21 protein-coding genes and 2 pseudogenes are annotated in these 22,435 nt (G+C 70.1%); 13 read left to right on the top strand and 10 right to left on the bottom strand.

The annotated features are described in order from the left end of the window. Window positions 1-80: 80 nt before the first annotated feature. Window positions 81-1,115, bottom strand: a complete 1,035-nt coding sequence (gene glpX, locus ACWD5Q_RS01875) for a class II fructose-bisphosphatase (RefSeq protein WP_451425020.1) — start codon at window positions 1,113-1,115, stop codon at window positions 81-83. Window positions 1,116-1,243: 128 nt separating this feature from the next. Between glpX and ACWD5Q_RS01880 the strand changes: the two genes are divergently transcribed. Continuing rightward, window positions 1,244-1,768: a DUF4245 domain-containing protein gene (locus tag ACWD5Q_RS01880; protein ID WP_451425021.1), complete on the top strand. Its 525-nt coding sequence runs from the start codon at window positions 1,244-1,246 to the stop codon at window positions 1,766-1,768. A 110-nt stretch (window positions 1,769-1,878) separates the two neighbouring features. Here ACWD5Q_RS01880 and ACWD5Q_RS01885 read toward each other — a convergent pair whose 3' ends face one another. From ACWD5Q_RS01885 to xseA, 3 genes are all read right to left on the bottom strand, one after another. Further along, window positions 1,879-2,469, bottom strand: a complete 591-nt coding sequence (locus ACWD5Q_RS01885) for a malonic semialdehyde reductase (protein WP_451425022.1) — start codon at window positions 2,467-2,469, stop codon at window positions 1,879-1,881. Window positions 2,470-2,679: 210 nt separating this feature from the next. Beyond that, on the bottom strand, window positions 2,680-2,925 hold the full coding sequence (locus ACWD5Q_RS01890) for an exodeoxyribonuclease VII small subunit (RefSeq protein WP_451425023.1): 246 nt from the start codon (window positions 2,923-2,925) through the stop codon (window positions 2,680-2,682). Continuing rightward, window positions 2,922-4,172, bottom strand: coding sequence for an exodeoxyribonuclease VII large subunit (gene xseA, locus ACWD5Q_RS01895; protein ID WP_451425024.1), 1,251 nt, complete (start codon window positions 4,170-4,172; stop codon window positions 2,922-2,924). Before xseA ends, ACWD5Q_RS01890 begins: the two co-directional genes overlap by 4 nt. A gap of 89 nt (window positions 4,173-4,261) precedes the next feature. Here xseA and ACWD5Q_RS01900 point away from each other — a divergent pair, with 89 nt between their 5' ends. Then, window positions 4,262-5,266, top strand: a complete 1,005-nt coding sequence (locus ACWD5Q_RS01900; RefSeq protein ID WP_451425025.1) for a 4-hydroxy-3-methylbut-2-enyl diphosphate reductase — start codon at window positions 4,262-4,264, stop codon at window positions 5,264-5,266. Window positions 5,267-5,365: 99 nt separating this feature from the next. Beyond that, the gene (ppgK, locus tag ACWD5Q_RS01905) at window positions 5,366-6,112 is read left to right on the top strand and encodes a polyphosphate--glucose phosphotransferase (RefSeq protein ID WP_451425026.1); all 747 of its coding nucleotides are present in this window, start codon (window positions 5,366-5,368) and stop codon (window positions 6,110-6,112) included. A 211-nt stretch (window positions 6,113-6,323) separates the two neighbouring features. On the opposite strand, the gene ACWD5Q_RS01910 is transcribed toward ppgK, so the two are convergent. Beyond that, a complete protein-coding gene (locus ACWD5Q_RS01910) occupies window positions 6,324-6,662 on the bottom strand; it encodes a DUF6542 domain-containing protein (RefSeq protein WP_451425027.1) in 339 nt (112 codons plus the stop codon). A 528-nt stretch (window positions 6,663-7,190) separates the two neighbouring features. Here ACWD5Q_RS01910 and ychF point away from each other — a divergent pair. Beyond that, window positions 7,191-8,279 carry a redox-regulated ATPase YchF gene (gene ychF, locus ACWD5Q_RS01915; protein ID WP_451425028.1) on the top strand — a complete coding sequence of 363 codons (1,089 nt, stop codon included), beginning with the start codon at window positions 7,191-7,193 and terminating at the stop codon, window positions 8,277-8,279. A 411-nt stretch (window positions 8,280-8,690) separates the two neighbouring features. Here ychF and ACWD5Q_RS01920 read toward each other — a convergent pair whose 3' ends face one another. Beyond that, entirely contained in the window at window positions 8,691-9,344 is a 654-nt protein-coding gene (locus ACWD5Q_RS01920; RefSeq protein ID WP_451425184.1) for a chitosanase, read from the bottom strand. Between the two features lie 376 nt (window positions 9,345-9,720). On the opposite strand from ACWD5Q_RS01920, the gene ACWD5Q_RS01925 reads away from it, so the two are divergent. After that, on the top strand, window positions 9,721-11,580 hold the full coding sequence (locus ACWD5Q_RS01925) for a phosphatidylglycerol lysyltransferase domain-containing protein (protein ID WP_451425029.1): 1,860 nt from the start codon (window positions 9,721-9,723) through the stop codon (window positions 11,578-11,580). Between the two features lie 140 nt (window positions 11,581-11,720). Here the strand turns inward: ACWD5Q_RS01925 and ACWD5Q_RS01930 are convergent, their stop codons facing one another. Beyond that, window positions 11,721-11,957: a Smr/MutS family protein gene (locus tag ACWD5Q_RS01930; RefSeq protein ID WP_451425030.1), complete on the bottom strand. Its 237-nt coding sequence runs from the start codon at window positions 11,955-11,957 to the stop codon at window positions 11,721-11,723. A gap of 386 nt (window positions 11,958-12,343) precedes the next feature. Here ACWD5Q_RS01930 and ACWD5Q_RS01935 point away from each other — a divergent pair. Next, window positions 12,344-12,592 (top strand): annotated as a pseudogene (locus ACWD5Q_RS01935) (ATP-dependent helicase); the annotation flags it as partial. 183 nt (window positions 12,593-12,775) lie between these two features. After that, window positions 12,776-13,975, top strand: coding sequence for a rod shape-determining protein RodA (gene rodA, locus ACWD5Q_RS01940; RefSeq protein WP_451425031.1), 1,200 nt, complete (start codon window positions 12,776-12,778; stop codon window positions 13,973-13,975). Here the strand turns inward: rodA and ACWD5Q_RS01945 are convergent. Next, a complete protein-coding gene (locus ACWD5Q_RS01945; protein ID WP_451425032.1) occupies window positions 13,972-14,877 on the bottom strand; it encodes a heavy metal transporter in 906 nt (301 codons plus the stop codon). The genes rodA and ACWD5Q_RS01945 overlap by 4 nt on opposite strands. A 126-nt stretch (window positions 14,878-15,003) precedes the next feature. Between ACWD5Q_RS01945 and ACWD5Q_RS01950 the strand changes: the two genes are divergently transcribed. Both ACWD5Q_RS01950 and ACWD5Q_RS01955 read left to right on the top strand, forming a co-directional pair. Then, a complete protein-coding gene (locus tag ACWD5Q_RS01950; RefSeq protein ID WP_451425185.1) occupies window positions 15,004-16,428 on the top strand; it encodes an FtsW/RodA/SpoVE family cell cycle protein in 1,425 nt (474 codons plus the stop codon). Window positions 16,429-16,465: 37 nt separating this feature from the next. After that, the gene (locus ACWD5Q_RS01955) at window positions 16,466-16,687 is read left to right on the top strand and encodes a zinc ribbon domain-containing protein (RefSeq protein ID WP_451425033.1); all 222 of its coding nucleotides are present in this window, start codon (window positions 16,466-16,468) and stop codon (window positions 16,685-16,687) included. Window positions 16,688-16,826: 139 nt separating this feature from the next. Here the strand turns inward: ACWD5Q_RS01955 and ACWD5Q_RS01960 are convergent, their stop codons facing one another. Both ACWD5Q_RS01960 and ACWD5Q_RS01965 read right to left on the bottom strand, forming a co-directional pair. Further along, the gene (locus tag ACWD5Q_RS01960; RefSeq protein WP_451425034.1) at window positions 16,827-17,747 is read right to left on the bottom strand and encodes an undecaprenyl-diphosphate phosphatase; all 921 of its coding nucleotides are present in this window, start codon (window positions 17,745-17,747) and stop codon (window positions 16,827-16,829) included. A 173-nt stretch (window positions 17,748-17,920) separates the two neighbouring features. After that, on the bottom strand, window positions 17,921-18,514 hold the full coding sequence (locus ACWD5Q_RS01965) for a hypothetical protein (protein WP_451425035.1): 594 nt from the start codon (window positions 18,512-18,514) through the stop codon (window positions 17,921-17,923). Between the two features lie 115 nt (window positions 18,515-18,629). Here ACWD5Q_RS01965 and ACWD5Q_RS01970 point away from each other — a divergent pair, with 115 nt between their 5' ends. The 4 genes and pseudogenes from ACWD5Q_RS01970 to ACWD5Q_RS01985 form a co-directional block, all read left to right on the top strand. Continuing rightward, window positions 18,630-19,691 carry an alpha/beta hydrolase gene (locus ACWD5Q_RS01970; RefSeq protein WP_451425036.1) on the top strand — a complete coding sequence of 354 codons (1,062 nt, stop codon included), beginning with the start codon at window positions 18,630-18,632 and terminating at the stop codon, window positions 19,689-19,691. A 176-nt stretch (window positions 19,692-19,867) separates the two neighbouring features. After that, entirely contained in the window at window positions 19,868-20,848 is a 981-nt protein-coding gene (locus ACWD5Q_RS01975; RefSeq protein ID WP_451425037.1) for a hypothetical protein, read from the top strand. A 23-nt stretch (window positions 20,849-20,871) separates the two neighbouring features. Beyond that, window positions 20,872-22,032, top strand: coding sequence for a hypothetical protein (locus ACWD5Q_RS01980; RefSeq protein ID WP_451425038.1), 1,161 nt, complete (start codon window positions 20,872-20,874; stop codon window positions 22,030-22,032). A gap of 18 nt (window positions 22,033-22,050) precedes the next feature. Next, window positions 22,051-22,218: pseudogene (locus ACWD5Q_RS01985) on the top strand (DUF6624 domain-containing protein); the annotation flags it as partial. Between the last annotated feature and the right edge of the window lie 217 nt (window positions 22,219-22,435).

Below are 22,435 nucleotides of genomic sequence, written 5' to 3' on the forward strand. Positions count from 1 at the left end.
GGGCGAGGTACAGGCGGCCGGGCGGGGTCTACGCGTAGGGGCGCGCTCTCCGCACAGAGCGCGCCCCTGGTGAGCCCGTGCTACTTGGCGCGGTCGAAGTCGATCGCGCTGTACGCGCGCAGCTTGCTCAGCCGGTGCACCGATTCGATCCGGCGGACCGTGCCGGACTTGGAGCGCATGACGATCGAGTCGGTGGTGGCCGTCTCGGAGCGGTAGCGCACGCCGCGCATCAGCTCGCCGTCCGTGATGCCGGTGGCGACGAAGAAGACGTTCTCGCCGGAGACCAGGTCGTCCGTGGTCAGTACCCGGCCGAGGTCGTGCCCCGCGTCCAGGGCCCGCTGCCGCTCCGCGTCGTCCTTGGGCCACAGCTTGCCCTGGATGGTGCCGCCCAGGCACTTCACGGCGCACGCGGAGATGATGCCCTCCGGCGTGCCGCCGACGCCGAGCAGCAGGTCGATGCCGGTGCCCTCGCGCAGCGCCAGGATCGAGCCGGCGACATCGCCGTCGGAGATGAGCTTGATGCGCGCGCCGGTCTCCCGGACCTCCTTGATGAGGCCCTCGTGGCGCGGCCGGTCGAGGATGACGACGGTGACGTCCTCGGGCGTGGAGCGTTTGGCCTTGGCGACCCGGCGGATGTTCACCGCGACGGGGGCGTCGATGTCGACGAAGTCCGCCGCCTCGGGGCCGGTGACCAGCTTGTCCATGTAGAAGACGGCGGACGGGTCGAACATCGTGCCGCGGTCGGCGGCGGCCAGCACCGCGATCGCGTTCGGCATGCCCTTGGCGGTGAGCGTGGTGCCGTCGATCGGGTCCACGGCGATGTCGCACTCGGGGCCGGTCCCGTCGCCGATCCGCTCTCCGTTGAAGAGCATCGGGGCCTCGTCCTTCTCGCCCTCGCCGATGACGACGACGCCGTTCATCGACACGGTGTGGACGAGGGTCCGCATGGCGCGTACCGCGGCTCCGTCGGCGCCGTTCTTGTCGCCGCGGCCGACCCAGCGGCCGGCCGCCATGGCGGCGGCCTCGGTGACCCGGACGAGTTCCAGGGCGAGGTTGCGGTCCGGGGCCTCGGAGGGAACTTCGAGCTCGGACGGCAGATGATGATTCTCGGTCATCGGAGCGCACCTTTCTGATACGACGACGGCCGGCTGAGGGTAGTGCCCCCCGACTCTATCGTTGAGCAGACAAAATGAGCAGGGGGCCCCACGGATGAGCAGACCGTTGTACCTGCGACGATAGGGGCGTGGCAGGTACGAAAGGCAAGCAGCAGACGGTCCGGGGCATGGTCCTCTCCCTGGGCGTCATCGGGCTGGTCGCGGGCGTCGTCTATCTCTTCTTCGTCCCCCATGACGACCAGGCTCCCGACCTCAAGCGGGTGGACTACCGCGTCGAACTGCTCACGGCGCGCCGCGCGGCGGCGTATCCGGTGGCGGCGCCCGAGGGCCTGTCCGACGCCTGGAAGCCCACCTCGGTGCGCTACCAGGGCGAGCCCTACAGCGCCTGGCACCTCGGCTTCCAGGACCCCGGGGGGCAGTACGTGGCGGTCGAGCAGTCGACTCAGAAGGCCGCCGCGTTCGTCGACGACGCCAGCCAGGGCGCGCACGAGACGAAGGTCACGCAGAGCATCGGCGGGCAGACCTGGCAGCGCTACACGGGCGGCCGCTACGACGCGCTGGTCCTGAAGGGCAAGGACTCCACGACCGTGGTGACCGGCACGGCGTCGTTCGCGCAGCTGACGAAGATGGCGGAGGCGCTGAAGACGGGGTGAGGCCCCGCAGGGGCTCCGGCGGGTGAAGCGGGCGGGGTCATGCGTTCCCGGCCATGAGACAGGGCCCCCGGCGCCATGGACGGGGGCCCTCTTCGCGCGTGCCGGACGGGTCAGACCGTGGTGACGACCTGCTCGAAGCCCAGGCGCGGGGAGCGCGGGTACCAGGCGTCCTCGCCCGGCTTGCCGATGTTGAGGACCATCAGCGGGGTGTGGTCGTCGTCCAGGAACTCCTTGCGCAGGCCCTCGGCGTTCAGCCCGGTCATCGGGCCGGCGGCGAGACCGGCGGCGCGGACGCCGACGATGAAGTACGCGGCCTGGAGGGTGGCGTTGAGCAGGGCGCTGTTCTCGCGCACCGAGCGGTCGCCGAAGAAGGCGTCCTTGGCCTGGGGGAAGTGCGGGAAGAGCTGCGGGAGCTCCTCGTGGAACTCGTTGTCCGCCGAGAGGATCGCGACCAGCGGGGCGGCGGCCGTCTTGGCCTGGTTGCCCTCCGCCATGTGCTGGACGAGGCGCTCGCGGGCCTCGGGGGAGCGGACCAGGGTGACGCGCAGCGGCGACTGGTTCATGGAGGTCGGGCCGTACTTGACCAGGTCGTAGATCGCCTGGACCTGTTCGTCGGTCACCGGCTCGTCGGCGAAGGTGTTGGCGGTGCGGGCCTCACGGAACAGCAGGTCCTGGGCGGCGGGGTCGAGAACGAGGGACATAGGGAGAGAACTTCCTCAAGATGGCGCTGGATCCCGGGGGGATCGCCTTGCGGCTATGACAGTAGGCCCCAAGAGGTTCAAGATTCAACCAAGCGAGGGTGTGGGTGACCGGCCTCACAGGGCCCGGGGGCGGCCGGACCCCCGGAGCGGAAGGGGCGAGACCCCCGGAGCACCGGTGAGCGGGGAGCGTCCGGCCGGCACTCGGCCGGTTCACTCGCCGCCGTCCGTGACCTCGCCAGTCTCCGCGTCCTCCTGCTCCTCGGCCAGCGCGGCATCCAGCCGCCTGCGGGCGCCCTCCAGCCAGGTGCGGCACACCCTGGCCAGCTCCTCGCCCCGCTCCCACAGCGCCAGGGACTCCTCGAGCGTCGTCCCTCCGGCCTCCAGACGCCGTACGACCTCGATCAGCTCGTCCCGCGCCTGCTCGTACCCGAGCACCTCGTCCGTCTTGCTGGTCATGCGCCCTCCTTGCTGGTCAGGGGCTCTCCCTGAGATCCCCGGCTGTCGGCCCGTACCGTGAACTCGCCCCCGGCGACCCGCGCCCGCAGCTCCTCGCCCGCCCCCACGTCGTCCGGCGACCGGACCACGTGCCCGTCGGTCTTCTGCAGCACCGCGTACCCCCGCTGGAGCGTCGCGGCCGGTGACAGGGCCACCACGCGCGCGCGGGTGTGCGCCAGCTCCGAATCGGCGCGGTCGAGCAGATGCCGCAGCGTGCGCCGGCCGCGGTCGGCCAGCGAGGCGATCTGCTCCCCCCGCTCGTCCACCATGCGGTGCGGGTCCTCCATGCTGGGCCGCGCCAGCGCGTGGGCGAGCCCGCGCTCCTCGCGCTCGACGAACACCTGGACACACCGCCGCGCCCGGTCCCGCAGCGCCTGCACGCGCTGGAGCTCCTCGCCGACGTCCGGCACGACCCTCTTGGCCGCGTCGGTCGGGGTGGAGGCCCGCAGGTCGGCGACGTGGTCGAGCAGCGGATTGTCCGGCTCGTGACCGATGGCCGACACCACGGGCGTACGACAGGCCGCCACCGCCCGGACGAGCTGCTCGTCGGAGAACGGCAGCAGGTCCTCCACGCTGCCGCCGCCACGCGCCACGATGATCACATCGACCTCGTCGAGCGCGTCCAGCTCCTTCACGGCCTGGACGACCTGGGGCACGGCGTGCACCCCCTGCACGGCGACGTTGCGCACCGCGAAGCGGACGGCGGGCCAGCGGTGCCGCGCGTTCTCCAGCACATCGCGCTCGGCCGCCGACGCCCGGCCGCAGACGAGCCCGATGAGCTGCGGCAGAAACGGCAGCGGCTTCTTGCGCTCGGGCGCGAAGAGACCCTCGGCGGCGAGGGACTTCTTCAGCCGTTCGAGCCGGGCGAGCAGCTCGCCGACGCCCACGGGCCGTATCTCGACGGCACGCAGCGACAGCTGCCCCCTCGGCGCATACCACTCCGGTTTGGCGTGGACGACCACCCGGGCGCCCTCGCTCACGACGTCGGCGACCGCGTCGAACACCTGGCGGTAGCAGGTGACGGCGACGGAGATGTCGTGCGACGGATCGCGCAGCGTGAGGAAGACGACCCCGGCGCCGGGGCGCCGCGACAGCTGGGTGATCTGCCCCTCGACCCAGACGGCCCCGAGCCGGTCGATCCACCTCCCGATGAGCCGCGAGACCTCGCCGACCGGCAGCGGTGACTCCGCGGACGTGTTCACAGCCATGCGCCGAGGGTAACGGCCGGGTCCGACAACGCCCCAGGCACAACCTCTCCTCGAGGAAGCGATCTACAGCGGCCGGGTACGGCCTTACGATGGTGCGCATGACCGCTTCGTCTGGCCGCCGTGTCCTGCTCGCCGCCCCCCGTGGCTACTGCGCGGGCGTCGACCGCGCAGTGATCGCCGTCGAGAAGGCCCTGGAGCAGTACGGGGCCCCGATCTACGTCCGCCACGAGATCGTCCACAACAAGTACGTCGTGCAGACCCTGGAGAAGAAGGGCGCGATCTTCGTCGAGCAGACGGAGGAGGTGCCGCCGGGCAACATCGTCATGTTCTCCGCGCACGGTGTCGCCCCCACGGTCCACGAGGAGGCCGAGCAGGGCCGGCTCGCCACCATCGACGCGACCTGCCCCCTGGTCACCAAGGTCCACAAGGAGGCGGTCCGCTTCGCCAAGGAGGACTTCGACATCCTCCTCATCGGGCACGAGGGCCACGAAGAGGTCATCGGCACGTCCGGCGAGGCCCCGGACCACATCCAGCTCGTGGACGGCCCCGAGGACGTCGCGAAGGTCGAGGTGCGCGACCCCTCCAGGGTCGTCTGGCTGTCGCAGACCACGCTCTCCGTCGACGAGACCATGGAGACGGTCGACGCGCTCAAGGAGAAGTTCCCGCAGCTGATCTCCCCGCCCAGCGACGACATCTGCTACGCCACCCAGAACCGCCAGCTCGCGGTGAAACAGATGGGCACCGAGGCGGACCTGGTGATCGTGGTCGGCTCCCGGAACTCCTCGAACTCCAAGCGGCTGGTCGAGGTCGCCAAGCTCGCGGGCGCGCGTGCGGCGTACCTCGTGGACTTCGCCGACGAGATCGACGAGGCCTGGGTGGAGGGTGTGTCGACGGTCGGTGTGACCTCGGGCGCCTCCGTTCCCGAGGTCCTGGTCGAGCAGGTCCTCGAGTGGCTCGCGCAGCGCGGCTTCGAGGACGTCGAGATCGTCAAGGCGGCCGAGGAGTCCATCACCTTCTCGCTGCCCAAGGAGCTCCGCCGCGACCTGCGCACGGAGGCGGAGGCCCTGGTGGCGGAGCGCACCGGAGAGAAGTGACGGCGCCCCGTTCGCGCGGCGCCGTGCGGGCACCGCGCGGGCGGGGCAAAGGCACGGGCCGGGAAGAGAGCGTCGGCGGCAGGACGTACCGTTGTGCCCATGCAGATCTTCGGCGTGGACATCGGCGGATCCGGAATCAAGGGCGCTCCTGTGGACCTGGACCGGGGCGAACTCGTGGAGGAGCGCTTCAAGGTGCTCACCCCGCATCCGGCGACGCCCGACGGGGTGGCCGACGGGGTGAAGGAGGTCGTCGGCCACTTCGGCTGGACCGGCCCGGTGGGCGTCACCTTCCCCGGCGTGGTCACCGGGGGCTCCACCATCCGCACGGCGGCCAACGTGGACAAGAGCTGGGTCGACCTGGACGCGCGCGCCCTGTTCGGCGAGCGGCTGGGCGGCCTGCCCGTGACCGTACTGAACGACGCGGACGCGGCCGGCGTGGCCGAGATGCGGTTCGGCGCGGGCCGCGACCGCAAGGGCACGGTCATCGTGCTCACGCTCGGTACCGGCATCGGCAGCGCCCTGTTCATCGACGGTGTGCTCGTCCCGAACACCGAGCTGGGCCATCTCGAACTGAGCGGCCATGACGCGGAGAAGCACGCCTCCTCGAAGGTCAAGGACGACCTCGAGCTGACGTGGGAGCAGTGGGCGCACCGGGTGCAGAAGTACCTCGCCCACGTGGAGATGCTGTTCTCCCCGGAGCTGTTCGTCATAGGCGGCGGCGTCAGCCGCAAGTCCCAGAAGTTCCTGCCGCTGATCGAGGGCATCAGGGCGGAGATCGTCCCGGCGCAGCTGCAGAACAACGCGGGGATCGTGGGCGCGGCCATGCGGGCGGCGCACTCCGGTTAGACACCGGACAGAAGCACGGGGAACTGGACACCGGACAGAAAACCGGGCGGCCGCGGCGGAGCGATCAGCCGTGGCCGCCCGCGTCTCCCCGTCTTTCTCTTGTCCCTCCCCACTACTCCCGTCCCCGTCCTTCCGCGCCGTTCCTGTCCTTCCACGCCTCTCCCTGCCCCGTCTTTTCCCGTGGCCGCCCTTGCCCCCCGTACGGCGCCGTTCAGGTCGTGCGGCGGCGCTGCGCGACCCGTCGGCGCATCCTGCGCACCCGGCGCACGGTCGCGATGACACCCGCGATGAGCGTGCCGCCGTAGAGCCAGCCCGCCTGGGTGGCGAGCGCGGTGACCAACGCCCCCAGGCGCCCGACGAGGCCCCCGGAGCCGTCGAGCACGGTCAGCAGGCCGAGGGCGAAGGCGATCGGCACGACGACCGGCGCGATCACCAGGTCCCCGCCCCGCACCCACAGCGCGGTCAGCGCGCACACCGGCAGGAACAGCACGCCGTAGACCGTGAGGGACGAGTCGAACAGCAACTGGTCCAGACACCCGAGCGCAAGCATCACGGCCCCGCAGAACAGCCCCCCGCCCAGGCCGGTGAGCCGGGGTCCGGGCAGCGGCCGTACCGCCTGGTCGGCCGGCGGCGCGGTCCGTCGCCCCGCCGCGGGATGCCGCTGGGGCCCGCCGTCGCTCCGACCGGAAGGCCGGGCTCCGGCGACCCGGCCCCGTCCGTCCAGCCGAGCGGGCCCATCGGCCTTCTCGGGCCGGACGGGAGAGTCGGAAGGGGAGGGCCGCACCGCCGGGGCTCCGCCCCGTCTGCCCTGCGGGGGAAGGGGTGCGCCGCGTCGCGGTCCGTGCTGTGGGGGTCGCGTCCTGTGTTGCTCCACTGGACCAACTTAGGTCGGTTTATGTGCGGAATGACCCCTGAGACACGCCGTAGTCACGAGCTTGGCCAAGCGTTCGATACGCCGCCGGGGCAGGGCCTGGCACGCCGTAGACTGGTGGATCGGCCCGCACATACTCCTGACGGACCTCGGGCCCCCACCGCCCAGTCCAGTCCAGTTCCACTCTCACGTACGGGAAGTCGCAACGTGTCGCTCACGATCGGAATCGTCGGTCTGCCCAATGTCGGCAAGTCGACCCTGTTCAACGCCCTGACCAAGAACGACGTGCTGGCGGCCAACTACCCGTTCGCCACGATCGAGCCGAACGTCGGCGTCGTGGGCGTCCCGGACGCTCGTCTCGCCAAGCTCGCCGAGATCTTCAAGTCGGAGCGGATCCTCCCCGCCACCGTGGACTTCGTCGACATCGCGGGCATCGTACGCGGCGCGAGCGAGGGCGAGGGCCTCGGCAACAAGTTCCTCGCGAACATCCGTGAGTCGGACGCGATCTGCCAGGTCATCCGCGCCTTCAAGGACGAGAACGTCGTGCACGTGGACGGCAAGGTCTCGCCGAAGGACGACATCGAGACGATCAACACCGAGCTGATCCTCGCCGACCTCCAGACGATCGAGAAGGTCCTGCCGCGCCTGCAGAAGGAGTCGCGGATCAAGAAGGACGTCGCCCCGAAGGTGAAGGCCGTCGAGGAGGCGAAGGAGATCCTGGAGAAGGGCGACACCCTCTTCGCGCACGGCATCGTCCAGGGCAGCGAGCGCGCGGAGCCGCTGCACGACCTGCACCTCCTCACCACCAAGCCCTTCCTCTACGTCTTCAACGTCGACGAGGACGAGCTGATGGACGACGCCTTCAAGGACGAGCAGCGCGCCCTGGTCGCCCCCGCCGAGGCGATCTTCCTGAACGCCAAGCTGGAGGCGGACCTTGCCGAGCTGGACGAGGACGAGGCCCTGGAACTCCTCCAGTCGGTCGGCCAGGACGAGCCGGGCCTCGCGACCCTGGCGCGCGTCGGCTTCGCCACCCTGGGTCTGCAGACCTACCTCACCGCGGGCCCGAAGGAGTCTCGCGCCTGGACGATCAAGAAGGGCGCCACGGCCCCCGAGGCGGCCGGAGTCATCCACACCGACTTCCAGAAGGGCTTCATCAAGGCGGAGGTCATCTCCTTCGACGACCTGGTCGCGACCGGCTCGGTGGCCGAGGCCCGCGCCGCGGGCAAGGCCCGCATGGAGGGCAAGGACTATGTGATGCGGGACGGCGACGTGGTGGAGTTCCGCTTCAACGTTTAATAGCGGCTGTGGCATCGATGTAGCGATCTGGCAAACATGCACCCATGAGGGCCAATGGTGTCAAGGCGCAGATGATCCTGGCCTGCGGCTGCGTGCTGCGGAGTGGTCCGTAGCCGACGGCCGTGGGCTGGGGGTACCTGAAGTGTGTTTGCGGAGGCGGTCGTTGGGTTGCCCCGCATCGGTGGTTCGGCCGGGCGGAGTGGTCTCCGCGACTCAGGCGTCGCGGTGGTCGACGCGCGGCCGCCGGTCGGACTCCGCGAGAACTGGTTACTCTTTCAGCGGTTGCTGTTCTCCGGCTCAGCAAGCACGGCCGAGGAGGACGAGACCTACCGCTACCCTGTCGACGCCCCCGAACCTGACACCGATCCGGTGGAGGTCGCGCTCTTCGGCGTGGTGGGAACGCGGAGTGTGTCAGTCCTGCGGCCTGCTGATGGTCATTTTGAAGTCGGCGCTCACGGTCAGTGGAGCGTTCAGCTCCCACTCGCCGCGGTTCGCGAGCTCCTGCAGAGCCTGCAACCGGTCGACGGCCTGCGGCCAGTCGTTCTCGCGGCCGGGAGTACAGGGGTGCTTCATGTGCTTCTGGCGGACGGTGTTGAACCGGGCCAGCCACTTCGCCTCGTTCGCACCGGAGGCCGGGTTGCCCCCGAGCACCTTGTCGGTCTCATGGGCGATCTTCACCATGCCGTCGCAGTCGTCGGAAGCCGGGCCCATCATCAGGGCGGTGTCGAAGAGGTTTTCCAGACCCAGTTCGCTCTTCACCCCCTCCTGCGCGCTCAGCTTCATGGCTGGAGTGAGGTACGTGTCGTGTCCCACCCGGATCTGTAGCCTCCGGAAGACCGGGTCCAGGGCGGCCTTCTTCCAGTCGCGCACGAACGCCTCGCCCAGCGCGCCGGTTTCTTCGCTTCCCGAGTCGGCCAGTCGCTGAAGGACGGTGGTGTACTTCGCGAGCACATTGTGGGGTGCGGCGGCGTTGTACGACTTGACCAACGCGAGCATGTCGCCGCTCTGGCTGCAGAACCCGATCCACCCCGCCGTATAGCCACAGCCGTCGTGCAGATCGGTGATGTAGGCGTATTGCGGAACGGTGGCACCGTTCTCGCTCTACAAAAGGCGTGACGTTGACCGCGTCAGGTGTGGGTCAGGTAAGGCGAGCGTGAGCGGACCGCTGTTGACGTGTCGTAAGAAATTCCCATGGCGTCGAAACCAGGGTGAGACCAGGTTCCTGGGACAAGTCCAGGGGGCTTCAATCCGGGCCGTGCGCCCTCCGCGCCCGAGTAAGACCGGAGTAAGCCGCCGCACACGCATTCCAGTACGTCTCCGGATTCTCAGTTACCCTACAGGTCATAGGGTCAGCGACGTGGGCCCGCGACGTACCGCACGTCCGGCTGCCCGTTCCCGACCGCGCCGGTCCCGCCGGCAGACCTCAAGGTGACGTGTCACCATGCCCGCTCAGCAGTCCGTCCTCATCCCCTCGCAGCGCGGCCCGCGCCGTAAGTCGCCGCTCCCCACACCTGGGCCGAAGCTGCGCGCCCGCGCCGCCGCCACCACTGTGTGGTACCTGCGGCTGGTCGCCGTGCTCAACATAGTCGCGGTACTGTCGGTGCCGTTCCGGCGGGAGGTGAACGAGCACAACACCGGCCGGATCTACGCAGGCCAACGGCACCACCTGCACCACGCGGGGGCGTTCTTCACGCCGTACCTGACCACCGCGGGTCTCGTGTCAGCCGTGCTCGCCATTTTCCTCGCCCTGGTGATGCGGCGCAGGAAACGGGCCGCGTGGGTTCTCAACGTGCTTCTCGCGGGCCCGCTGTTCGCGCTGTACGTCCTCGCGCTCACCCAGGACCCGTACAACAAGCACGTCTTCAACTGGGTCTCCGCCCTGCTCACCGGCCTGTTCGTGGCCGCGCTGCTGATCGGGCGCCAGGAGTTCATCGCCGTCGGCGACCGGACCAACCCGAAGCTGGCGGTGGCGGTCTTCGCGGGCGGCATCCTGGTGAGCGGCACGATCGGCACCCTGCTGGTCAGCGCCACCAACAAGCTGCACGACGCCACGCTGTTCGACAAGATTGCCTACACGCTGCTGCGCGGCGTCAGCGTCGGCCCCCTCGCCGACCGCGTCGACGCCGTGCACGCCCCGCGCTGGGTGGACATCGTCATCAACGTCCTGATCGCCGCGACCTTCCTGCTCGTCCTGTACGCCTGCTTCCGCTCCCCGCGCGGCCGCGAGCTGCAGACCGCCGAGGACGAGCAGCGGCTGCGCGCCCTGCTGGACAAGTACGGCGCCCGTGACTCCCTCGGCTACTTCGCGCTGCGCCGCGACAAAGCCGTCATCTGGTCCCCGACCGGCAAGGCCGCCATCACCTACCGCGCCGTCGGCGCGGTCAGCCTCGCCTCCGGCGACCCGATCGGCGACCCCGAGGCCTGGCCCGGCGCCATCGATGCGTGGCTCGCTGAGGCCCGCCGGCACGCCTGGACACCGGCCGTGATGGGCGCCAGCGAGGAGGCCGGCACGATCTACGCCCGGCACGGCCTGGACGCCCTGGAGCTGGGCGACGAGGCCATCGTCGACGTCGCCGACTTCACTCTCGAAGGCCGCGCGATGCGCGTCGTACGGCAGGCTCACAACCGGGTCCGCCGAGCCGGTTACACCGTGCGCATCCGCCGCCACGAGGACATCCCGGACAACGAGATGGCCACCCTGATCGAGCTGGCCGACCAGTGGCGCGACGGCGCGACCGAGCGCGGTTTCTCCATGGCGCTGGGCCGCCTCGGCGACCCGGGCGACGGGCGCTGCGCAATGCTGGAGTGCCGGGACGGCGACGACCGGCCACGGGCGCTGCTCAGCTTCGTGCCGTGGGGCGAGCAGGGCCTGTCCCTGGACCTGATGCGCCGGGACCGCGACTCCGAGAACGGCCTGATGGAGTTCATGGTCGTCGAGCTGCTCCTGCGAGCCCAAGAGCTCGGCGTCGAGCGGGTGTCGCTGAACTTCGCGATGTTCCGCTCGGTCTTCGAGCGCGGCACCCGCCTCGGTGCCGGGCCCTTCCTGCGGCTGTGGCGTTCGATCCTCACTTTCTTCTCACGTTGGTGGCAGATCGAGTCCCTCTACCGCGCCAACGCCAAGTACCGGCCGGTCTGGGAGCCCCGCTTCCTGCTGTTCGCCAAAAGCCGCGACCTCCCGCGCATCGGCATCGCCAGCGCCCGTGCCGAGGGCTTCCTCACCCCGCCCGCGCTGCCGTCCCTCAAGCGCCGCCGGGAGGAGCCGGCCGAGTCCGCCGACAAGACGGTCAAGTTCCCCGCATGACATGACCGTTGGGCTGGTTCATATGGCGTCACCTGAAATAACGACGGCATCTGCCGACGCCATGCGCACGTGCCGGTTGCAGATGTTCGCGTGTGAGGTGGCCACGGCCAGGCTGGTGCCCGTCGCGTCCGCCGGCGGAGTCATCGAAGGTGGACCAGGACCCGGCCGGCGTTGGTCGCGTCGGTCTCCACGCGGACGTAGAGCTTCTTGATGTGCTTCTGCGCCAGCAAGGCCAGCACCCGCTTCTTCAGCTGGCCCGTCCCCTTGCCTGGGATGATCTGTACGACGTCGACCCCGGTGGCGGCGGCCTTGAAGAGGGTCTGGCGCAGCGCGAGGTCGATGTCGCGGTTGTTGCGGAAGATCGGGTGCAGATCCAACGTGAGCAGGGCAATCGCCTCCGATGCGCTCGGTCACCGGCCGACGCCGGGTCCCGTGGGCCGTGCAGTGGCAGCGTACGGCGTCCTCCCGACCCCGTCCCGCCTTGCGGGTTCCGGACTGCCGGTGGTACCGGCGGAAGCGTGCAGGCATGCGGGTGCATCTGCGGCTGCCGTCATGGCTGGGCGCCTCGATTCGCCCGTGCCATGGCCGGACAGGGATGGTGAAGGGCGGGTTCCGGATGGGCGCTGGCGCCGACTCGACCGCATGCTTGATCGCTGCTGGATCGTGTCCCGGATGGGACGGTCACCGCAGGTCACAGCCGAGGCGTCGATGTTCCGCTTCAACGTCTGATTGGACGTGGACAAACGGCCTGACCTGCGAGGAACTACGCCGCAACCCGCAGGATGTCCTGACCGAACTGCTCGCGCTCCAGCAGACGGACGAGTGGGAGGAGCTGAGCGCGTCGGACGAAGATGCCTACCGCGAGGCCGTGAGCGCCGGCAATTTCATGGCGATGCGCAGAGCGGCGTACGCGCGCCCCGAGAAGTCGGCCAAGCTGGACCGGCTGCGCGAGATCGTCGAGGACGCCGCCGAGAATGGGCTGAAAGTGGTGGTGTTCTCCAACTTCAGAGAATCACAGAGGCTCTTTTCCCGGGCCGCCACGGAGGCCGCGGCATCGCCGCCGGCACAGCACCGAGCTGCTCCTCGCCGTCCCGGTCTCGTAGGACCGACACGTCGGCCGTTTCATTTGCTGTCTTACGCAAGTGCGCAGCTATGATGTCCGGCACGGACAGCCGGACTGCCGGAGGCAGCTGAGGTGACCAGCGTGAAGAGCTTCTCCGTCTCGGGGTACGGGCCCGAGCGGTCCCGGTGGACGCGGCTTCTTGCGCGGGACTCGCCGGTGCGCCGGCTGGACTGGCCGATACTGCTGTCGGCGCTCGCGCTGTCGTTCATCGGCTCGCTGCTCGTCTACTCCGCGACGCGCAACCGCACCACGATCAACCAGGGGGACCCGTACTACTTCCTGGTCCGGCACCTGACGAACCTCGGTATCGGGTTCGTGCTGATGATCGGCATCCTGTGGGTGGGCCATCGCGCCCTGCGCAACGCCGTGCCGGTCCTCTACGGCGTCTTTGTCCTCGGTGTGCTGCTGGTGCTCACCCCGCTCGGTGCCACCATCAACGGCAACCGCAACTGGATTGTGCTGGGCGGCGGATTCTCGCTCCAGCCCTCGGAGTTCGTGAAGGTCTCGATCGTCCTGGGCATGGCGATGCTGCTGTCGGCCCGGGTCGACGCGGGCGACCGGACGTATCCCGACAGCCGCACCGTGATCCAGGCGCTGGGGCTGGCCGCCGTACCGATCACGGTCGTGTTGATGATGCCGGACCTCGGTTCCACGATGGTGATGGCCGTCACGATCCTCGGCGTCCTGCTCGCCTCAGGCGCGTCCAACTGGTGGATCTTCGGGCTGCTCACCGTGGGGGCCGTCGGCGCGGTCGCGGTGTGGCAGCTGCATGTGCTGGACCAGTACCAGATCAATCGCTTCGCCGCCTTCGCCGACCCGGGCCTGGACCCGTCCGGTGTCGGTTACAACACCAACCAGGCCCGCATCGCCATCGGCTCCGGCGGCCTGACCGGGCAGGGGCTCTTCCACGGGGCGCAGACCACGGGGCAGTTCGTGCCGGAGCAACAGACGGACTTCGTCTTCACGGTCGCGGGGGAGGAGCTGGGCTTCGTCGGCGGCGGGCTGATCATCGCGCTGATCGGGGTCATCCTGTGGCGGGCCTGCCGGATCGCGCGCGAGTCGACCGAGCTGTACAGCACGATCGTCGCCGCCGGGATCGTCGCCTGGTTCTCCTTCCAGTCCTTCGAGAACATCGGCATGTCCCTCGGCATCATGCCGGTGGCGGGCATTCCGCTGCCGTTCGTCTCCTACGGCGGCTCCTCCATGTTCGCCGTGTGGATGGCAGTGGGGCTCCTTCAGTCGATAAAGGTCCAGCGGCCCGTGCGGGCCTAACCCAGTGCCACCGCCAACATCCCGGTCCGCCCGGGACCGGGTGCGGTGTGCGTCCAGCCCCGGTCCGAGGCGGTGCTGCTCCAGCGCCGGCCCTCGAACGTCACGGACGTGGCGTGCAGTTCGGTGGCGTGGCAGACCAGCCACAGGGCGAGGGACCAGCCCGTGGAAGCCTGATCGGTCGCAATCGGGTAACTGACGCCGCTGCCGCCGATCGCAGGCAGGGCGGCCGGCGCGTCGCCGAACTCCCGCCGGACGGCTGCCGCTACGCCGGCGCCGTCGCCGGCCTCGCTCACGGCGCCCGTCGCACCGCTCCCTGCGTCGGAGGGGGTCGGATCGGCCCCGCTCACCGTGCAGCTCAGTGCCGGTCCCTGCCGCCCCGTCAGTACGTCGGCCAGTGTCGTCGCCATGTCCTCGTGCTGGGCGTACGCCTGCGGGTAGCCGCTGTGCTGGACCCGCTGCGCGGCGACGGTGACCGGCAGGCCGAGGTAGTCCGGCACCTTGACCAGCGCGCCGAAGAACCTGCCCGACGCGTAGACGGGGTCGCGGATCTGTGCGGGGCTGCCCCAGCCCTCGGACGGACGCTGCTGGAACAGACCGAGGGAATCCCGGTCCCCGTAGGTGAGATTGTGGAGTTTGGATTCCTGGATCGCGGTCGCCAGGGCGATGGTGACGGCCCGTTCCGGCAGGCCGCGCGCGTGGGCCACGGCCGCGATGGTCGCGGCGTGGAACGCCTGGTCCAGGTCGAGCGTGACCGTCGTGCCGTCCGGGCCGTGCGCCGTGCACTCATCGGAAGGCGCCGGGCGGATGAACCGGACGGCGAGATAGCTTACGAGCGCCAGGACCACGCTCACCCCGATCGCCACCGTCCACGCCTTGTGGCGCCCCTTCCTGTGTGCCGCCACGTCGACCTTCCTCTTACCTGGCTCCGGTTACAGTTCAGTTGCTTTGTTGCGCAACCATATAACTATGTTGGCCGGGTCCCGTACCGGGATTCGAAGGGGGTGGACCCGATCGAGGGGGAAGGCATGATGGGTCGGCGTGGACCGGCGCAACCGGCCGTGCGGCCGAGCCGGTCAGGACGCCTGAGCGACCGGAACCTGGAGCTGGTCCTCCTGCTCGGCGCGGTCCTCATCTGCTGCTACGGCTATGCCGAGACGGCCCTCGCCGTCAGCGGCAAGCTGCCGCCGAGTATGGCGCTGACGTGCCTGGCGGCGGTCGTGCTGCCCCTGGTGTGCCATGTCACCGTACGCCGGTTCGCGCCCCACGCCGATCCGCTGATCCTGCCGCCTGCCACCCTGCTCAGCGGTCTGGGGCTCGTCCTCATACACCGGCTCGACCTCGCCTACACGACCCACTACCGTCACGCGACGGCCGCGGCGTCCGGGCAGTTGATGTGGTGCGGCATCGCCGTGGTGGTGTTCGCCGGGGCGGTGGCCCTGCTCAGGGACCACCGCAGGCTGCAGCGCTATCCGTACGTCACGATCACCGTGGGACTCGTCCTGCTGATGGCGCCGGCCTTCTATCCCGGCGACGTCTACGGCGCCAAGCGGTGGATCTTCATCGGGCCGCTGTCCTTCCAGCCCGGCGAGTTCGTGAAGATCATCATCGTGGTCTTCTTCGCCGGATACCTGACGCTCCGCAGGGACGCCCTCGCGCTCGCCGGCCGGCGCCTGATGGGTATGTACCTGCCGCGTGGGCGACAGCTCGGTCCGGTCGCGGCCGTGTGGATCCTCAGCCTGCTCGTCCTGATCTTCGAACGGGACCTCGGCACCTCGCTGATCTTCTTCGGCCTGTTCGTGATCATGCTGTACATCGCGACCGAGCGCACCGGTTGGGTGGTGTTCGGCGTCGCGATGTTCGCCGTCGGCGCCTTCGTCGTCGGTTCCTTCGAACCGCACGTGCACGGCCGTGTCGTCGCCTGGCTGCATCCCATGGACATCTTTCTGCCGCCCGACAAGCGCCCGGCGGGACTGATCTCGGACCAGGCCGCCCAGGCCCTGTTCAGCTTCGGCTCGGGCGGCATCCTCGGCACCGGCCTCGGCCAGGGCCACCCGGAGCTCATCGGCTTCGCCGGGCGCAGCGACTTCATCCTCACCACGGTCGGCGAGGAACTGGGCCTGACCGGCGTCACGGTCGTCATCCTGCTCTACGCGCTGCTCGCCGAGCGCGGCCTGCGGACGGCCCTCACGGTCACCGACCCGTTCGGCAAACTGCTCGCCGGCGGTCTGGCCGCGGCGCTCATGCTGCAGGTCTTCGTCGTGTGCGGCGGTGTCACCGGGCTGATCCCGCTCACCGGCAAGGCCCTGCCGTTCCTCGCCCAGGGCGGCTCGTCCATGGTCGCCAACTGGCTGCTGGTCGCCGTCCTGATCAAGGTCAGCGACACCGCCCGCCGGCCGGCGCCCGTCCCGGCCGCCGACGTCAGCGCCGCCGAGACGCAGTTCGTACGACCGTGAGCCCGGCATCCCCTTCGGGGACAGAGCGTTCGTCGGCATGCTGGAGGACAAGGCGGTCAGGCACGGCGGCCGCACCTTCGCCAAGGCGGACCGCGCCTTTCCGTCCTCCCAGGTCTGCTCGGCCTGTGGATTTGGCGACGGCCCCAAACCCCTGCACGTCCGGGAGTGGACGTGCGGCCGGTGCGGTACGGTGCACGACCGCGACCACAACGCAGCCCGTGACGTCCTCTTCGAAGGACGCCGTATCGTCGCCGCCTGACGGGCAAAGACGCCAAACGCCTGCGGAGCGCCGGTAAGACCGGGACGAAAGTCCCGGCGCAGCGCGTCGAAGCAGGAAGCACCCGGAAGGGGCAGACGACGTGAGGCCGGAATCCCTGGACTTCAGGCCAGGGATTCCGTCACGCCAGCGTGAAGTACGCGAGGCTGCCCAGGCCCGCCACCGAGCAGTAGACGGCGAACGGGATGAGGGTGCGGTTCTCGAAGTAGCGGACGAGGAAGCGCGTGGCGAGGTAGGCCGCCACGAACGCGGCCACGCTGCCCGCCAGCAGCGGACCGCGCAGGCCGTTGCCCTGCGGCCCGAGCAGCGGCGGCAGCTTGAGCAGCGCGGCGCCGCCGATGACCGGCGTGGCGAGCAGGAACGCGAAGCGGGCGGAGTCCTCGTGGTTGAGGCCCTTGAAGATGCCGGCGCTGATGGTGGAGCCGGAGCGGCTGATGCCGGGGAAGAGGGCGAGGATCTGGGCGGCGCCGATCGTCACGGCCTGGCGGATGGTCATCCGGGTGATCCGCAGGTCCGACTGCTCGTCCGCCGACAGATGTTCCTCCCCGGGGGCGACGGCGGCCCCGGCCCGCCTGCGGCCGGACCCGCCGCGCCGCAGCTGCTCGGTGACGAAGAGCACGATGCCGTTGAGCGCCAGGAAGATCGCGGTGGGGACGGGCTTGCCGAGCGTGGTGCGGAACACCTTGTCGAGCGCGACGCCGGCGACCGCGACCGGGACGCAGGCGGTGACGATCAGCCAGGCGAGCCGCTGGTCCACGGTCTCGACGCGGCGCTGGGTGATCGACGTGAACAGTCCACGGACGATGCGCACCCAGTCCCGCCGGAAGTAGACGACGAGCGCGAGCGCGGTGGCCAGGTGGAGGCCGACCAGCTCGTTGAGGTAGAGGGACCCGTCGGCGGAGACGTCCAGGTCGTGTTTCCAGTGCCCGCCGAGCAGTGCGGGTATCAGGATGCTGTGCCCCAGGCTGGAGACGGGGAACAGCTCGGTGACGCCTTGCAGCAGCCCGACGCCCACGGCTTCGGGATAGGTCAGAACGGACATCGGCCGGCCTTCGTTTCCAGGTGCGCGAGGGGTGGAGCCGAGGACCCCGCGCGGCGGGACGGCTCCGGCCGCGGAAGGTACTACAGGCGGGCAAGAAACCGGACAGGCCACCCGAAGCGCCCTGCTCGTGCTGGTCGTTCTTGCGGCGCCGGCAGCCGGATCAGTGCCAGGAATCACCCGGCTTGTTGTGGATTGTTCCCGTCGAGCGGATTCCGTTCGTGGCGTGTGCGGGCGAGGGCGAGCCCGGCGGCGTGCAGCGCGAGCACGAGGGTGAGAAGCAGGTAATAGTCCAACGGGAGCGCGGTGAGGCCGAGCAGCGGGCCGAGCGGGGAGGCCGGCAGCACCGGACCGACGAGCAGGGCACGCGGGTCGAGCGCGGCCGGGCGGCGCAGCAGGGCCGGGTGGGGGGCGTCGTAGGCGAAGGCGAGCCGCGCCGTGGCGAAGCACAGGTTCTGCGCCGGCACCTGCGCCGGGAGCGTCGGCATGAAGGGCGGCAGAAGACCGGCGGCGAGCATCGCGATGACGTTGCCGACGTTGGACGACAGGGTGATGCGCAGATACGCGGCGATGTTGCCGCCGCTGTGCCGGCCTGCCCAGATGGCGTGGTCGATGGCGGTGAGGTCCTTCTCGGCGAGCACCACGTCGGCACGCTCCCGGGCCACGTCGGTGGCGCCGCGCGGGGCGATGCCGACGTCGGCCGCCCACGGCGCGGACACGCCGTCGACCCCGTCGCCGAGGAAGCCGACGGTGTGACCGCCGGTGCGCAACGCGGCGCTGATCCGGGCCTTGTGATGTCCCAGTACGCTGCACAGAGGGTGCGATCTTGAAAGAGTGGACGGGATCGCCCGCTTTGTTCTCAACCTGGTTGCAGGGGGTGGCCGTGTGGCTCTGACCGGAACGTCCTTCTTCGCGGTGCTCGTGGTCGCGGTCGTGGTCGCGGTGATCGGCACGATCGCCCTGTGGTCCCGGGTGCGCGGACCGAAGGTCGTGCGCTGGCTGATGCACGGTGTGATGATCGGCGTGTGCCAGCTGACGGCCATCTGTGTCGTGGCGACGTGGATCAACAACAGCTACGGCCTGTACGCCTCATGGTCCGATCTCCTCGGAAACACGAACAACGGCAACGCGGTCGCGATGCCCGGACCGCCGATATCCCGCGCCAGGTTCAACCACGCCACCCAGGAGGGGGTCCTCGACACCTACTTCCACGGGCGGCGTTCGGCGCTTTCGGGTCAGGTGCTGGTGTGGACGCCGCCGCAGTACGACCAGGCCGCCTACCGCACGAAGCGTTTCCCCGTGCTGATGCTCCTGCACGGGGTGCCCGGTTCGCCACAGTCCTGGCTGGAGCACGGCGGAATGCCGGGGGCGTTCCTGGACCTGCTGAACCAGCGGAAGGTGCACCCGTTCATCCTCGTCATGCCGGTGGTCAACCCCGGCAGCGTGGACACCGACTGCAGCGACCTGCCCCAGCGCAAGGTGGCGACCTGGCTCTCTTCCGACGTGCCGGACCTCATCCGGCAGAAGTTCCGCACGCTGTCCGGTCCCCACGGCTGGGGCGTGATGGGGTACTCGACGGGCGGCTTCTGCTCCGCGAAGCTGCCGCTGCAGTACCCGGAGGTCTTCGGCGCGGGCGCGGCCCTCGACCCCGACCCGCTCACCGGCGACCGATCCGTCATCCCGGATTCGGCCGAGCGGCGGGTGAACAGCCCGACGTACCTGGTCCGGCACGCCCGTGCACGGGTCAGTCTGTTCCTTGCGACCTCTCGTCAGGACCGGTTCAGCCCCGTGTCGGCCATCGAGGAGTTCGTATCGGCGTCCGCAGCGTCGCCCGTGCGGGTGCGGACCCTGACGCTGCCGAGCGGCGGTCACAACTACAACACCTGGTCGGCGGAGTACCCGGCGGCCTTCGGCTGGTTGAACCAGTGGCTTTCGGCGCCTCGTTGAGTCCGTGCCCCGCCTCGGCGGACTCGGGCCGCGCACGCCTCCGACGCCCGCTCGTCGACATGGCGACGAAGCCGGGCCCGGCGCCGGGCCGGCGGCCGGCCGGCCGAGGCGTGAAGGACGGGGAGCCGGGCATCATCTGAGTCCGGATCGGAGAAACGGCTCTGGGGGGTGGTCGAGTGTCGGCAGGGTTACCGCCTATCGCGGGAGAGGACGGCACCACGGGAGACAACGGTGCCGGCGGTCCGGACACCGAGCCGGAGCCCAGGGGCGACGGCGAGTCGCCTGCGTCGAACGGCAGCGGCGGCGGCAGTACAGGCGACGCTCCCCCGACGGTCGGTGATCCCCCGGCCCCCGCACCGGACGACGGCGCGGCACCGCCCGCGGGAGCCGGCGCACGCATGGCGGGCTGGCTGCGCACCGTCCCGGGACTGGCCGCGTCCGCCGTCGTCACCACCCTGGCGGCAGCGGCCGCCACGGCCGTGTTCACGGGAGCGGGGCACCTTTGGCCCGCCTCGTCGAAGGTCTCCCTGTCCGTGGAGACCGACCCCATGCGCCTCGACGCCGAAGAGGATCTCATCCAGCTCGTGCCCGCCGCACGGTTCGACGGCAGTGAACCACGGGACGGGTGCGCGGGCTTCTGGAGCTGGGCCCGAGCCCGGGGCGGAGTGGACGAGGGCCGGACGGCCATGCAGCTGACAGTGACCAACAGCGGTTCGAACACGGTGCTGATCACCGGCATGCGGGCCGAGGTGGTCTCCCGTGATCCCGTCTCCCACGTCGTGGAGACCGCGTGCCGTACCCAGGGCGAGGCGAAGGTGTACTCGGTGGACATCGACCTCGACAAACCACAGCCCCACGGCCTGTACGACAAGGCGGGCAAGAGCGTGCCGCCCGACTTCACCGTGACCGCGGGGGACCTGGAGACCTTCCTGGTCACGGCCCGGATCACGCACGGTGCGGCGCAGTGGAAGCTCGCCGTCGACCTGGTGGAGGACGGCGAGAAACGCACGGTCGTCGTGCAGGACGGCACACGGCCGTTCACCACGGTGACCCGGCCCACCGACCCGACCGTCTGGGAGCTGAACCCCCAGAGCGGGGCCTGGACCAGGCCCGTCGGCGGCGGTGCCCCGACAGGACAGCCGAGCGGGACGTCATGAGGGCGCGGACCCCTCGGCGTGCCGTGAGCGGACGGGCACTCGTCGCCGTCCTGGCCTCGGCGGTGGCGGCGGGAGTACTCCTCTCTCTGGTCGTGGTCCTGCTCGGCCGGGACGGCTCCCACAGCGGCTCCGTTCCCGCCGAGCCGGCCCGGCAGACGGCCGCTCCCCGTCTGCACGCGCTGCCTCGGACGGTGGCAGGGCGACGGGTCACCTCGGTGGCGGCCGGCATCGGCAGCGTGGCGTACGGGACGGAGAACGGCGACGTCTACCTCTCGTCCGCGCACTCCGACCCGCGGCGGCTCACCGGCCTCACCGGCCTCGTGGTCAAGCTCGCCTTCGACCCCGGCGGGCGGTGGCTCGCGGCTGCCAGTACCGGCGGTGAACTCGCCGTCGTGGACACGGCCCACCCGTCCGCCCCGGTCGTCCGGCGCGCTGTCCGGACCGTCGTCTCACTGGCCGCCGGACTGATCGTGCCGGACCAGCTCGCCATCGACCGCACCGGCCGCCTGCTTGCCGTGCAGACGGACTCGATCGGCGTCTACGACCTGCGCGGCAGCCTCTCGCCGCACTGGCTGGAGGGCACCCACGAGTGCTCCGGCGCCCGCGACCTGGCCTTCGCCGGCAGCGAACTGATCGCCGCGTTCGACTCCTGTGCGAGCATCTGGAACGCCGCCACGCTGCGCATGGAACGGCAGGTGTACTTCCCCGGCACGGGCAACGCCCTGGTCGGCCACGACCGTATCCTCTACGGCTCGTTCAGCCACGCGTTGCTGCTGGACTACCGTCGCACCAGCCCGCTGCCCAGCGCCGCCGCCGCTCCCGGGCAACCGCACCCGGTGCTCAGCGCCGTCATCGCCGACAAGACCGTCAGCACCCGGCGCAGCCCGATCCAGCCGGTGGCCGACGACGGCCGGGTCGCGGCGGTCCTGCAGGACGCGCGGCTCCTCTTCTGGGAGCCCGCCGCCCGCCGGATCCTGGCCGTCGTCCCCCTGCCCTTTCCCGCCGTCTGCCCGTCGACGTGGCAGTTCAAGTCCCCCGCGCAGTTCACCACGTCCTTCTCCCCGAACACCAGGACTCTGCTGATCTCAGGCTTCTGCCCGCCGCCGAACAAGGACGAGAGCTACAAGGAGGACCGGATCCACGGGATGTACCGGCACTGGGAAATCGACTATCCGTCACCCTGAGAGCGCGTATCCGTCGCTGTGCTCAATGAGGGCCGCAAGCAGGTCTACGGCACTCGGATCGCCGGCGTGAAGGACGGATCACCGGTTCCGTGGCCCTGTGAAGAGCCCGAGCGCATGGACGAACTCCGCGCCGAAGTCGGCATCGAGCCCTTCGACGAGTACGTCGCCGAGTTCGCGATGGCCTGACGACCCGTTCCCGGCCGTCCCGCGGATCATTGCCCGGGGCTCACCTGCCATGGGGCACGTGATCCGCCGGACAGACCCTGGGATCGCCTGCCGTCCACGCCCACCGGCCTCGGGCCGGAAGACGGTGCGCTACTCGCTCGCTGTGCGCCAGGGTCTCCCTCATGACGTCCTAGATGTTCTGTCTCGGGATGCCGGCTGACCGGTCCGCGTGCCGAAC

Source organism: Streptomyces sp. NPDC002513, from assembly GCF_053595355.1.